At 67.3% G+C, this 12,314-nt stretch carries 12 protein-coding genes and 1 other RNA gene; 2 read left to right on the forward strand and 11 right to left on the reverse strand.

The window, feature by feature from the left end; genetic code table 11:
- The 3 genes from SCI24_RS00005 to SCI24_RS00015 all read right to left on the reverse strand — a co-directional run.
- The coding region (locus SCI24_RS00005) for a TlyA family RNA methyltransferase (RefSeq protein WP_318723325.1) at positions 1-750 on the reverse strand (750 nt) is incomplete at its 3' end.
- 18 nt (positions 751-768) lie between these two features.
- Positions 769-2,787 (reverse strand): hypothetical protein, encoded by a 2,019-nt coding sequence (locus tag SCI24_RS00010; protein WP_318723442.1) that lies wholly within the window; start codon positions 2,785-2,787, stop codon positions 769-771.
- Between the two features lie 64 nt (positions 2,788-2,851).
- Positions 2,852-4,075: an ATP-grasp domain-containing protein gene (locus SCI24_RS00015; RefSeq protein ID WP_318723326.1), complete on the reverse strand. Its 1,224-nt coding sequence runs from the start codon at positions 4,073-4,075 to the stop codon at positions 2,852-2,854.
- Between the two features lie 209 nt (positions 4,076-4,284).
- On the opposite strand from SCI24_RS00015, the gene ffs reads away from it, so the two are divergent.
- Both ffs and SCI24_RS00025 read left to right on the forward strand, forming a co-directional pair.
- Positions 4,285-4,381, forward strand: an RNA gene (gene ffs / locus SCI24_RS00020) — signal recognition particle sRNA small type.
- 344 nt (positions 4,382-4,725) lie between these two features.
- Positions 4,726-5,448 (forward strand): tellurite resistance TerB family protein, encoded by a 723-nt coding sequence (locus SCI24_RS00025; RefSeq protein WP_318723327.1) that lies wholly within the window; start codon positions 4,726-4,728, stop codon positions 5,446-5,448.
- 147 nt (positions 5,449-5,595) lie between these two features.
- On the opposite strand, the gene SCI24_RS00030 is transcribed toward SCI24_RS00025, so the two are convergent.
- From SCI24_RS00030 to SCI24_RS00065, 8 genes are all read right to left on the reverse strand, one after another.
- A complete protein-coding gene (locus tag SCI24_RS00030; RefSeq protein WP_318723328.1) occupies positions 5,596-6,375 on the reverse strand; it encodes an amino acid ABC transporter ATP-binding protein in 780 nt (259 codons plus the stop codon).
- 12 nt (positions 6,376-6,387) lie between these two features.
- Positions 6,388-7,041 (reverse strand): amino acid ABC transporter permease, encoded by a 654-nt coding sequence (locus SCI24_RS00035; protein ID WP_318723329.1) that lies wholly within the window; start codon positions 7,039-7,041, stop codon positions 6,388-6,390.
- 26 nt (positions 7,042-7,067) lie between these two features.
- Positions 7,068-7,724, reverse strand: a complete 657-nt coding sequence (locus SCI24_RS00040) for an amino acid ABC transporter permease (protein ID WP_318723330.1) — start codon at positions 7,722-7,724, stop codon at positions 7,068-7,070.
- A 78-nt stretch (positions 7,725-7,802) separates the two neighbouring features.
- The gene (locus SCI24_RS00045) at positions 7,803-8,606 is read right to left on the reverse strand and encodes a transporter substrate-binding domain-containing protein (RefSeq protein ID WP_318723331.1); all 804 of its coding nucleotides are present in this window, start codon (positions 8,604-8,606) and stop codon (positions 7,803-7,805) included.
- 158 nt (positions 8,607-8,764) lie between these two features.
- Entirely contained in the window at positions 8,765-9,943 is a 1,179-nt protein-coding gene (locus SCI24_RS00050; protein WP_318723332.1) for an acetyl-CoA C-acyltransferase, read from the reverse strand.
- Positions 9,940-11,223 (reverse strand): ArgE/DapE family deacylase, encoded by a 1,284-nt coding sequence (locus SCI24_RS00055; RefSeq protein ID WP_318723333.1) that lies wholly within the window; start codon positions 11,221-11,223, stop codon positions 9,940-9,942. Before SCI24_RS00055 ends, SCI24_RS00050 begins: the two co-directional genes overlap by 4 nt.
- Positions 11,223-11,876 (reverse strand): 3-oxoacid CoA-transferase subunit B, encoded by a 654-nt coding sequence (locus SCI24_RS00060; protein ID WP_318723334.1) that lies wholly within the window; start codon positions 11,874-11,876, stop codon positions 11,223-11,225. Before SCI24_RS00060 ends, SCI24_RS00055 begins: the two co-directional genes overlap by 1 nt.
- The coding region (locus SCI24_RS00065; RefSeq protein ID WP_318723335.1) for a 3-oxoacid CoA-transferase subunit A at positions 11,866-12,314 on the reverse strand (449 nt) is incomplete at its 5' end. The genes SCI24_RS00060 and SCI24_RS00065, both read right to left, overlap by 11 nt.

Consider the following 12,314-nt stretch of genomic DNA (forward strand, 5'->3'; position numbering starts at 1 on the left):
GTGGAGCAGGAACTCCCGGTTGCCGTCACCACCGAGAATCGGGCTCGGTTGCCAGTGCAGGACCTCGAAGCCGAGCCCGGCGCAGCAGTCGCGGAGCCGCGTCTCAACCTCGGCATAGCGGGGGGGATCGGTCACGAGTCCGCGGGAGTTGACGCCGCCTGGCCCCAGCTCGAACTGGGGCTTGACCAGGCTCAGCAGCTCGCCGCCTGCCGGGAGCAGAGCGGCGAGCTCGGGAAGGATCAGCGTCTGGGAGATGAAGGAGACATCCATCACGGCGAGGTCAAGGCCCGCAGTCGCCAGGGCATCGAAGGCCGCCCTCAGCCGCGGCTCGCCGGCCATGGCGCGCGCGTTGAGGCCCTCGAGGCAGGTCACGCGGGGGTCGTCACGCAGCGAGGGGGCGAGCTGGTCATGGCCGACCTCCACGCCGATCACATGGCGGGCCCCGAAGCGCAGGGCGCAGTCGGTGAAGCCACCGGTGGATTGCCCCACGTCAAGCACCAGGCGGCCCGAGAGCGTCAGGCCGAGCGCCTCGACCAGCGCCTCCAGCTTGAGGCCGGCCCGGGAGACATAGCGCTCCTCGGGATCCTCCTCGACGATCAACAGGGTGTCCTCGGGCAGCTTCTCGCCGGGCTTGCCGAGTGGCGTGCCGTCGTCGGCCCGCCGGACCCGGCCGTGGCGGATCAGTCGCTGGGCGCGGGTACGGGACCGGGCCAGGCCCTGGGAGAGGAGCAACTGGTCGAGACGCTGCATGGGCGGGTCAGTGGGGCCTCACGGCCCCTCGTCGGCCTGCAGCTCGCCCGGGGGAATCCGGTCGGCCCCCCAGCTGCGGTGGATGTAGCCGGTCACCCGGTCGAGCTCCTCCTGGGTGATCTTGGCCAGCTCGCCACGCTCCAGCGGGTCGTAGTGGAAGATGTAGAGGCGCGAGGCGAACTGCTCGAAGGGCAGCGAGGATTCGCCGAAGCGCTCGCCGTTGCCGGCGGTGCTGACCTCGATGCCATCGCCCCAGTCCTGGCCGCTGTCGTTGTTGGGGTTGTAGAAGTAGACTCGCATGGTGTCGCTGGGGTCGAGCGTGACGCGCAGCAGGGTGATGGCGTGCCAGCCGATGAAGCGGGCCGCGCTGTCGGTCACGGCAATGCCGGCCGGCTGGGGGTGGATCAGCGGCTGGTTGCCGTTGTAGTAGGGGTGATAGCTGGCATAGAAGTGGCGCAGGAAGTCGTCCAGCTCGTGCAGCTTGCCGGTGGCCACGTCGACGTTGATGCGAAAGCCGCGGCCCGACCACCAGCCGTGGAACTCCGGGTTGACCCAGCGGTGCGGGTCGCCCTCGCGGTCGAGGCAGCGCCGCCCCATCTCGGCGTAGATGCGGTCCAGGTGCGGCACGACCAGCAGCGAGACCGGGTCCAGGTCCATCGGCAACTCCTTGGCCACCCCCGAGAGGCTGGCCATGGAGGAGAGGGGCATGCCCTCGAAGTGCATGATGATCTCGTCGTCACGCGCCGCCCAGGTGACCATCTGCAGCAGGTAGTCCGGGTCGTTGTAGGCCCACATGGAGAGCGCCCGGGCGGACTGGCAGGTCGGGTTGTTGCCCTGCCCGACGCCCAGTGGCAGGCCGAGCATGCACAGTACCCCCTCCAGCAGGCGGGCACGCGGCGAGGCGCTGTCGCCGAAGGCCAGGTTGAGCCGCGCCTCGGACCAGTCCGACAGCCTTAGCCCCAGCTGTCGCCACATGGCCGGGGCCACCGGTGGCTGGTAGAGGATCCCGCGCTCGAGCAGCAGGGCCAGCCCGTAGACCGCCTGGGGCGTCGTCGGATAGACCGCGCCGCGGATCAGCGCATGGACGAGCTCGCGATAGCAGAGCAGGCAGTCCCGCCCGGTGGAGGACAGCCCCAGGGCCTCGGCCAGCAGGTGGTCGCTGTGGTCGAGCAGGTAGCGCAGCAGCACGGCGTGATAGGGCGAGACCAGGCTGGTGTCGTGCATGGCGCGGGCGAAGCCGGTGGCCTCGTACTGCAGGGCGCCGCTGTCCATGCTCGACAGGCGCTCGCGGTAGGTGTCGATGCCGGGGTCCTCCCGGCACGCATGCGTGGGGCCGAACAGGGAGCTGACCAGGCGGTCGGCCCCCTGGCCGCTGGACCCCAGGTCGATCTCCGGATTGGCCTGGCAGATGGCGATCTGGGTGATCATCTGCTTGATGGTGTCCACCTGGATCGGCCGCTGCTGCAGGATCCGCCAGATCTCGGCAATCAGCCGGTCGATCACGTGCTCATAGCCGATGCGCTCGGCCAGGTGATGGAACAGGTGGCGGGGAATCTGTGCCAGACGCCCCTGGGTCTCCCGTTCGGCCTCGGTGGGCGCGCCGAACAGCAGCCAGAGATTGAGCGCCATCACCTGGGTCAGGTAATGGTGGGCCTGCTCCTCGGAGAGCAGGGGATGCAGGTAGTCTCCCTTGGCCACGGCGAGGATGCGCAGCTCGCTGATCGCCTCGATCACCACGATGTTGGGGTCGGCGCTCTTCAGCGCATGGGTGGTGAGGGACGGCACCAGGTATTGGGGGGTCTCCCAGTCGGAGCCGAGAAAGACCCCTGCCTCCTCGAGCACGCGGGCCCTCTGCTCGATGGCTTCGCAGCCGCCTTCCTGCAGCATGACTCGTCGGGCGGTATCGAGCACCCTGGGCAGCTTGCCCGGCTTGGCGAACTCGCGTGCCTCGGCGAGCAGGGTGATGGCTTCATCGAGCTTCTTTAGCAGGCCAGCGAGCTTGTCGCTGGCCTGTGGCGGCGTACTGGCGTCTTGCATATGTCGAGGCGTGGTCACGCCGACTCCTTGTCGTCAGGCTGTCACGTTCTCCATGACGCCTGTGTCAGACATAGAAATCAAGCTCTTCCATGTGCTTGAGCAGTTCCTTCATGCGGGCCGCCTCGTCGCCCTTGAAGTAGACCAGGCCCCAGTGAGTACCGAAGGCGGTCCGCTTGGTGACGGTCTCCTCCATGGGCGGCGTCAGCTCGTGGGACTCGAAGTAGGGGTCGTCCTCGACCTCCTCGGGAATCTCCAGCTTGCTGACCACCCGGCGGCGCGGATAGACCCCGAAGCAGCCGGCGTAGCCGTCGGCATCCACCACCTCCTTCGGGAAGAAGGCCTTGACCTCCTCGTCGGTGGCCTTGGGGTCGAAGACCAGCATGGAGGCCTGGTAGGCATTGAAGCCATAGACCCGCTCGAGCAGTTCGAAGACCTTGAAGCCGGGCGGACGGTAGGCGACCTCGCCGAAGTACATCTCTCCGTCGTTGGTGACGAAGTACTCGGGGTGGATCAGGCCGAACTCGATGTCGAAGGCCTTGATCAGCTTCTCGATCTGGGCGGTGATCTGGGGACGGTACTTCTCCAGCTCCGGTGAGGCCGGCACGAACACCGAGTAGCCCAGCGTCACGTATTCGGAGATGTTGAGGAAGACGATCTTGCCGTTATGGATCCAGGCCTCCACGGCGAACTCCCAGCCGTCCAGGTGCGACTCCATCAGCACCGGGAACTCCTCGTCGGGGATGGTATCGACCTCGTCCGGGGTGCGGATCACCCGGTGGCCCAGGCAGCCGGCCTTGTCGAACGCCTTGAGGTGGATGGGGTCGTTGGGGTCGCCGTCGAGCTTGAGCAGGGTCTGGTTGACCCGCTTGAGGAAGCGCACGACGTCCTCCTTGTCGTGGGCCTCCTCGAAGATCCCCACGCGGATGCCACCGAGCTGCGCACGACGCTTCATCAGTGCCTTGTCGCGCAGCAGCAGCGACTGGCCGTAGAGGCGCGGACTGTCGAGCAGCACCGAGTTGATGGCACCGGCCCACTCCACGGTCTCCTCGAACAGCGGGATCGCCACGTTGACGCCCATCTCGTTGAGGGTCTCGGCGATCTCCATCGAGCGGTCGTTGAGGCGCTCGAAGTTCCAGGGCACATAGGGGATGTCGTGCTTCTGGCAGTATTCTTCCGCCCAGTCAGGGGCGACCACGACATAGCGTCGATCGAAGTTCTCGGCGGCTTCGATGGCGTTCAGGCTCCAGCCCAGCAGGGCGATATAGCCCTTGTTCGGATCCTTCTTCATGGTGCGCCTCCGTGATAGGTGTTGGCGTAAATTGTTCATTCACCATACACGAGCACAGCGATTTCCTCATCCTTGTGGCGTCGCCCGGCCGGGCCGAACGCCTCGGCCCTTGTGGCCGGGGCCGGGCATTGATATAGTGCGCCCCGCTCGATGCCGGCCTGATCCGGCCTCGAGCGAGCGATGCCCCAGGCATCCTGCTGTGGTGGCCCCGTCGGTCCTCCCGCAACGCTAGACCGCAAACCCCGCCAGGCCCGGAAGGGAGCAACGGTAGTGGTGGACGCGTGTGCCGGGATGTGGCTGTCGGGGCCGCCTCCATTTCTGGACGTGTCATCGATTCCACGGCGCTTCTCGCCACCGGCTTCGTCGAGAGCGTGATCCGGTGCCCCAGGTCCGGCAATCCCTCCTCTTTGTGACATTCGAACCCGTCAGGGGCTATTCCAACTCGGTATCATCCGTTTCGTCTGCTCATGGCGCGTTGAAAGATGCATTGCACCCCGCACCGATGGTCAGATGCACCGCGCCTAGCGCTGCCCGGCGTGACGCGATCTGCTGCTTCCTGCCTCGCGACGCGAGGTGCTAATCTCGTTCCCCTGAACGCACAGCGCCGCCCTTATGGGGCCATTCCTGCCTTTCAACGGGAGCGAATTACCATGAACGCGAGCCGTATCCTCGAACAGATCATGAAGCAGGCCGGTGGAAGCCGGCAGGGCAGCGGCCAGTCGGGCGGCGGCCTGGATGTCCAGGGGATGATCGACAGCCTCTCCTCTCAGCTCGGCGGTGGCGGCGGCCGGAAGTCGGGGCAGGGCAGCGGGGTCGACGTGAAGAGCCTGCTCGGCGGCGGTGCCCTGGGCCTGCTGGTCGGCTCGAAGCGTGGCCGCAAGCTGGGCGGCAAGGCCATCAAGTACGGGGCCATCGCCGGAGTCGGGATGCTGGCCTGGAAGGCCTGGCAGAACTCACGCGGCGGTGACCAGGCCGACACCGTCCGGGAAGGCCATGCCATGGAGCAACTGCAAGGCGATGCGCGGGAGCAGCGCAGCCTGGAGCTGCTTCAGGCGGTGATCATGGCGGCGCGGGCCGATGGCCACATCGATGACCGCGAGCGCGCCCTGATCACCGAGCAGATCGATGGCCTGGGCGCGGATGCCGAGTTGCACGGCTGGGTGCAGCGCCAGCTCGAGGCGCCACTGGATGCCGAGGCACTGGCCCGGCAGGCGGACTCCCCCCAGGCCGCCCGCGAGATGTACCTGGTTAGTGTGGCGGTGGTCGACGACCAGAACCCCATGGAACGGGCCTGGCTCGACCAGCTGGGTGGCGCGCTGGGGCTGGACGACGGCATGAGGCAGGAGCTCGAGCGCCAGGCGCTGGGGGCCTGAGCCGGGTCGACAGAACGTCGAGCTCGCTTTCGACATCAAGCGTAAGGGGCGTGACGGTCTTTAAGTGGCGGACCTGCCCACGCTCCTCGAGCAGGCCCGGCGTGAGTGGGTCGACGACGATACGCTTTAGCCTAAACAGGCGTCTCCTCAGGCCTGTGCGCCCAGGTGCTTGCGCAGGAAGTGCTGGGTGCGCTCCTGGTCCGGATTCGAGAAGAGCTTGTCGGGCGCGTCGGCCTCGACCACCACGCCGCCATCCATGAACATCGCCCAGTCGGAGACGTCGCGCGCGAAGGTCATCTCGTGGGTGACGATCAGCATGGTCATGTGCTCCTCGGCCAGGCCCTTCATCACCTGGTTCACCTCCTCCACCAGCTCCGGGTCGAGCGCAGAGGTGGCCTCGTCGAAGAGCATGACCTTGGGCCGCATGGCCAGCGCCCGGGCGATGGCCACCCGCTGCTTCTGCCCCCCGGAGAGCGAACTGGGATAGGCCTGGGCCTTGTCCGCCAGGCCCACGCGCTCGAGCAGCTCCATGCCCAGTTCCCGGGCGCTTTTCGCCTCCATGCCCTTCAGCTTGCGCGGTGCCAGCGTCACGTTCTCCAGCGTCGACATGTGCGGGAAGAGATTGAAGTGCTGGAACACCATGCCCATGTTCTGGCGGATATGGTTGATGTGCCGCTCGAAGGCCATCCCCTTGAGGTCGGGGCGGTTCACCTGCACGCCATCGAGCAGGATCTGCCCCTCGTCGATCACCTCCAGGTTGTTGATGGAGCGCAGCAGGGTGCTCTTGCCCGAGCCCGACGGGCCGATGATGGAGATGATCTTGCCGCGGTCCACCCTGAGATCGATGCCCTTGAGCACCTCGAGGTCACCGAAGCGCTTCTTGACCCCCTTGAGCTCGACCATCGGCGTGTCTGTCGACTGTGTCATGTCACGTCCTCGTTAGCGGCGGTAGGCGGCGCGGCGTTCGATCCACGACTGGCCGGCCTCCATCATCAGGTTGATCAGGTAGTAGATCACGGCGATGGTGATGTAGAACTCGAAGGGCCGGAAGGTGATGCTGATCGCGTACTGCGAGACATAGACCATCTCCCCGATGCCGATGGCCGACAGCACCGAGATATCCTTCACCATGATGATCATGTTGTTGCTGAGCTGGGGCAGGGCGCGATAGAAGGCCTGGGGGAGGATGATGTAGAGCAGCGTCCTCAGGTGGCCGAAGCCCAGCGAGCGCGACGCCTCGTACTGGCCGCTCGAGACCGAGCGGATGGTGGCCATGAAGATGTCGGCGTTGTAGGCCATGTAGTGAAAGCCCAGGCCCAGCACCCCGACCACGATGGCCGGGATCAGGATCAGCTCGCCGAGGCCGAAGTAGAGGAAGTAGAGCTGCAGCAGCAGCGGTGTGGTCATGAACAGCCAGATGAAGAAGCGCAGCGGCCAGTTCACCACCTTGCGGGTGTATAGCGAGATCACCGCCACCAGCTGACCGCCGAGGATCGACAGCAGGGCGACCGTCAGGCCGATCAGCAAGGTGACGCCCACCCCCTTGAGCAGGGTGGGGAAGTAGTCGATGACGGGGGTGAAGTCGAATTCCATGAGAGTGTCCTGATGGTAGTCAAGCCTTACCGGAAGGTGTAGCGAGTGGCCCGGCGATAGAGGAACTCGACCATGCCCATGACGGCGTAGATGATCACGATGTACATCAGCGCGCTGAGCGCGAAGACCTCCAGGGGCTTGTAGGTGGAGCCGATCAGGCGCTGCGCCTGGTAGGTCAGCTCGACCACCGAGATGATCGAGACCAGCGAGGAGTTCTTGACCAGGATGATGGCGAGCACCCCGATGGAGCGGATCATCAGGCCGGCCGCCTGGGGCAGGATGATGTAGCGCAGCGTGGCCAGGCGCCCGAAGCCCAGGGAGCGCGAGGCCTCGTTCTGGCCGCTCTCCACCGACTCGATGGCGCCGCGCATGGCCTCGCTCATATAGGCCCCGATGTTGAAGGCGCCCACCACCACCCCGCAGGTGAAGGGATCCAGGCGCAGGCCGATCGCCGGGCCGCCGTAGAAGACCAGCAGCAGCTGCACGAAATAGGGGGTGCCGCGCACCACGCTGATATAGGCACGGGCGAACCAGCGAATAGGGGGGATGCGCGAGGTGCGCATGGCCACCAGCACCGAGGCGATGAGGAAGCCGAAGAACAGCGCGCGCGCGGAGATGTCCACGGTGACCCACGCCGCCTTAACCAGCAGCGGCGTGATATCAATCATCAGTTCGAAGTCCATGATCCCTTCTGTCCTATTGTCGTATTGTCAGGAAGAGGGGGAGGGCAGCAGGGCGTATGCCCTGCTGTGTCGTTCCCGTCAGTTGAATTCGACGCCTTCGCCGATCCACTTGTCGACGATCTCCTGGTAGGTGCCATCCGCCTTGATCTCGGCCAGCGCCTCGTTGAGGGCCTCCTTGAGCTTCGGCGAGCCTTTCTGGACGGCGATGGCGGCCGGGAAGCGAGGCAGGTCGCCCACGTCGACCTGCTTGATGGCGATATCGTCCTCGTTGAGCGCGACATAGACGGGAATGTCATCGGCGACCATCACGTCGATGCGACCGGTGGTGAGGGCATTGAGCATGTCGGGCAGCCCCTGGAAGGTCTGGTTGCGCCAGCGACCGTCGGCCTGCTCGGTGGCCCATTGGTTACCGGTCTCGCCGAGCGTCGAGCCCACGCGCTTGCCCTCGAAGTCGGCGATGCTTGAGACGTCATCGGTCTCTTCCTGCACCCAGATGGAGAGCCCCGAGCGGTAGTAGGGGTCGGTGAAGTCGACGGCCTTCCGGCGCTCCTCAGTGGCGCTCATGCTGCAGATGCAGGCGTCGAAGCGTCCGCCCGCCAGGGCGGCGACGATGCCGTTCCAGGGTGAGGTCTGGATATTGACCTCGACGCCCATTTTCTCCGCCAGCGCCTCGGCGATATCCACGTCGAAGCCGACCACGTTGCCGCTCGTGTCGACGTAGCTGAAGGGCGGGTAGGCGCCGGAATTGGCGACCTGGAAGACATCCTCCCGGATTTCGGGAAGATCCCGGGCCTGGGCCGGCACGCTGGCCAGGGAGAGGGCGCCGAGCAGCGCCAGGGCGCCCATGAGGGAACGAGAGAAAGGCTTGTTGTGATTTGTCATGTTGATGCCTGCCTGTGGTGGGTTGCCGTTATCAGTTTATAAGGTGATTCAGATTTGGGACTGCGGGATTGCGTTATCGACGTGATCGATGCCTGGTACGGCCATGTCCTCCTGATGTGGTGGGGGAAAATCCGGCGCAGGACGCCGTGCCTTTAAGGTCATGCGCGCTCGAGGATCATCGCGATCCCCTGGCCGCCGCCGATGCAGGCGGCGGCGCAGCCGTAGCGCCCCTGTCGATGCTGCAGGAGGCGGGCGAGGGTGCCGGCCAGCCGGATGCCGGTGGCCCCCAGCGGATGGCCCAGGGCCAGGGCGCCGCCGTAGACATTGACGCGCTCGGGGTCGAGGCCCAGCGAGTCCATGGCGTAGAGCGGCACGGCGCTGAAGGCCTCGTTGATCTCCCAGGCGTCGATGTCATCGACGTGCAGGCCGGTGGAGGTCAGCGCCCGGGCGATCGCCTTGGCTGCGCCGGCGCCCATGCGCTCCGGCGTCACGCCGACGTCGACCACCGCGACGACCCGCGCCAGGGGCGAGAGGCCGTGGCGGGCCAGGCCGGCCTCGGACATCACCAGCGCCGCGCCGGCGCCGGAGGTCAGCGGCGAGCTGTTGCCGGCGGTGATCCGGCCCCCTTCGACGAAGGCCGGGTCGAGGCCGGCCAGGCGCTCGAGGCTGGTGTCGGGGCGGATGTTGGCGTCGGTGGCGACCGTCTCGCCGGCCGGGTTGGGCAGCGCCAGGCGTTCGCCCTCGAACCAGCCATCCCGTTCGGCCTGGGTGGCGCGCTGGTGGGAGCGCAGGGCGAAGGCGTCCATGGCCTCACGCGAAATCCCGCTCTCACGGGCCAGGCGCTCGGCGGTCAGCCCCATGTTCATGGCGACGCCGAGGTCGAGGTCGTCACGGCCCTCCAGGGCCTCGGGAATCGTGAGCACGCCTTCCTGGAAGAGGCTCGGCCCCATCGGCACCCGTGACATGTTCTCGAAGCCGCCGGCCACGCCGGCCTCGATCGCCCCGACCTGGATCTCGCGCACCGTGGCGCGCAGGGCCGCCAGGCTCGAGCCGCACTGCTGGTCGATCTGGCGCGAGGCGCAGCTCGCTCCCAGCGCCGAGAGCCACTGGGGGTAGCGCCCGCCGAAGCTCCACTGCTCCTTGACCGGCAGCGCGCAGCCGATGCTCAGGTCCTCGATGCGCTCGCCCTCGATCCCGCGGCGGCTCAGCAGCGCATCGATCACCCGGGCCAGCAGGGCATCGCCGCGCTGGCCCGACCAGGCGTCGACCTCGGGCTTGCGGGGATGGGCGCGGGTGAAGGCGCTGCGCGCATAGTCGACGAGATAGGCGTCGTTCATGAGGCGCTCCTCGGGGTGGCGTCACCGCTGGCCCAGCGGTGAATGAACAGGGCGTAGGTGGTCAGCACCCGGCGGATGGAGTCGATCTCGACGCACTCGTCGACGCCGTGGATGCGCTGGGCGACCGGGCCGTAGCAGGTGCCGTTGATGCCGCCCGCAACGTGAAAGGCGCGCAGGTCGGTGGTGCAGGTCGAGAGGTAGTGGGCCGGCGGCTCACCGGCGAGGTCCTCGTGGCAGCGCGACAGCAGGCGGATGCCCGGCGTCTCCAGGTCCACCAGGTGCCCCTCGGAGCGGAAGCCGTGGAACTCGACCCGGGGCGCGGGCGAGCCGTCGTCCATCGCCTGGTGATGGTCGGCGATGACCCGACGGACCCGCGCCATGATCTCGTCGGCACTCATGCCCGGCGGGAAGCCGACGCGTCCCTCGAGCAGGGCATGGGCCGGCACGCTGGAGGCCCAGTTGCCGCCCTCGATCTTGCCGATGCTCAAGTTGAAGGGGTGCTCCAGCGCCTCATAGGGAGCGGGGCGGGGCAGGGTGTTGATCTCTTCCTCCAGCGCCTTGAAGGCCGGCAGATAGCCCTGCAGGGTCTCGATGGCGTTGCGGCCGGCGCGGGTGTCGAGCACGTGGGCCGGCACGCCGTCCAGGCGCATGCGAAACCACAGCACGCCCACCTGGCCGCTGTAGATCTGCGCGCCGAAGGGCTCGGGGATCAGCACGAAGTCGCCGCTGTAGCCCTGGTGCAGGCAGGCCAGGGCGCCGTTGCCGGTGCACTCCTCCTCGATCACGGTCTGAAGGGTCAGCGGGAAGTCGATGGCCACGCCGGCCTCGCGCACGGCCTGCACGGCCATCACCATGGCGGCGATGCCCGCCTTCATGTCGCCGGCGCCGCGGCCGTAGAGCCAGCCGTCCTGCTCCCAGGGCTCCCAGGGGGGGCGTGTCCACATATCGGTGGGCTCGGCGGGCACCACGTCCAGGTGACCGTTGAGCACCAGGTGGGGCTTGTCGCTCTGGGGATTGAGCCGGCTGACCAGGTTGTAGCGCCCCTCGCTCGACCATTCGGTGGGCGCGCGGTGGGGGTGGTCGGCAAAGCCCGGCGCGTCGAGACCGACGCGCTCGGCCGGCAGGTCCAGGCGCTCGAGCCAGCGCTCCATGGTGTCGAGTGCCCCGCGCTCCTGGCCCAGCACGCTGTAGCCGCGCACCAGATCCCGGGTCAGGTCGAGGGTGGTGTCCATCAGTTCCTCGCAGCGCGCGAGGATGCGTTGTTCCGCGGCGTCGAGCATCAGAATCTCCCCAGCCGGTCTTCATCGATGATCAGGTCGGCCTCGGTGGCCGCGCGCAGCGTGGCCACGTCGAGACCCTCGGCGATGTCCAGCACCTCGAGGCCCGCGTCGGTCACCTGCATCACCGCCTTCTCGGTGATGATGCGGGTGACGCAGCGCGGCGCCGTCAGCGGCAGGCGGCACCGTTTGAGGATCTTGGGGTTGCCGTGCTTGTCGTTGTGCGAGCAGAGCACCACGAGGGTCTCGACCTTCTGGGCGAGCTCCATGGCGCCGCCGATGCCCGGCGAGAACTTGCCGGGGATCTTCCAGTTGGCGAGGTTGCCCTGCTGGTCAACCTCGAAGGCGCCCATGAAGGTGACGTCCACCCGGCTGCGGCGGATCATCGCGAAGGAGAGGGCGCTGTCGAAGACGCTGGCGCCGGGGCGCGTACCGATGTAGGCCCCGCCCGAATCGATCATCTCGAGGTCGGGAGCGGCGTTGTCATCGAGAGGTTGGCAGCCCAGCACGCCGTTCTCGGAGTGCACGAGCACCTCCATCTCCGGCGGCAGGTAGTGGAAGAGGCGGGTCGGCAGGCCGATGCCGAGGTTGACGATCTGGCCGGCGGTGACCTCCCGGGCCGCACGGGCGAGGATGCGCTCTTGATCAGACGGCATGGGCGCGTCTCCCCTGGTCGCTGGTGGCCGGGTCGACCTCGACGATGTGGTTGACGAAGGCGCAGGGCGTATGGATGCGCTCCGGCGCCAGCCGGCCGGGGGCCTCGACGCGGAAGGCCTGGGCGATCACGCGGTCGGCGGCCATCGCCATCAGCGGGTTGAAGTTGATCGCGGTGCCGCGGTAGACGAGGTTGCCATAGGCATCGGCCAGGTCGGCGTGGACCAGGGCGACATCGGCGTGGATGGCCGGCTCGATGGCCCAGGTCCGACCCTCGCACTCGATCTCGCGGCGCCCCTCGGCGACCTCGGTGCCGAGCCCGATATCGGTCAGGAAGCCGTAGTGGCCGGCGCCGGCGCAGCGGATCTTCTCCGCCAGCAGCCCCTGGGGGTGCATCTCCACCGCCAGGCGACCCTGGTTCATCTCCTCGATGGCGATCC

It is taken from the genome of Halomonas sp. (genome assembly GCF_033549285.1).
Lineage (GTDB): Bacteria > Pseudomonadota > Gammaproteobacteria > Pseudomonadales > Halomonadaceae > Halomonas.

Coding starts and splice junctions, on each gene's coding strand:
- SCI24_RS00035 (WP_318723329.1), bottom strand. CDS start 7,041: ATGGAATTCGACTTCACCCCCGTCATCGACTACTTCCCCACCCTGCTC.
- SCI24_RS00045 (WP_318723331.1), bottom strand. CDS start 8,606: ATGACAAATCACAACAAGCCTTTCTCTCGTTCCCTCATGGGCGCCCTG.
- SCI24_RS00055 (WP_318723333.1), bottom strand. CDS start 11,223: ATGCTCGACGCCGCGGAACAACGCATCCTCGCGCGCTGCGAGGAACTG.
- SCI24_RS00015 (WP_318723326.1), bottom strand. CDS start 4,075: ATGAAGAAGGATCCGAACAAGGGCTATATCGCCCTGCTGGGCTGGAGC.
- SCI24_RS00040 (WP_318723330.1), bottom strand. CDS start 7,724: ATGGACTTCGAACTGATGATTGATATCACGCCGCTGCTGGTTAAGGCG.
- SCI24_RS00050 (WP_318723332.1), bottom strand. CDS start 9,943: ATGAACGACGCCTATCTCGTCGACTATGCGCGCAGCGCCTTCACCCGC.
- SCI24_RS00025 (WP_318723327.1), top strand. CDS start 4,726: ATGAACGCGAGCCGTATCCTCGAACAGATCATGAAGCAGGCCGGTGGA.
- SCI24_RS00030 (WP_318723328.1), bottom strand. CDS start 6,375: ATGACACAGTCGACAGACACGCCGATGGTCGAGCTCAAGGGGGTCAAG.
- SCI24_RS00010 (WP_318723442.1), bottom strand. CDS start 2,787: ATGCAAGACGCCAGTACGCCGCCACAGGCCAGCGACAAGCTCGCTGGC.
- SCI24_RS00060 (WP_318723334.1), bottom strand. CDS start 11,876: ATGCCGTCTGATCAAGAGCGCATCCTCGCCCGTGCGGCCCGGGAGGTC.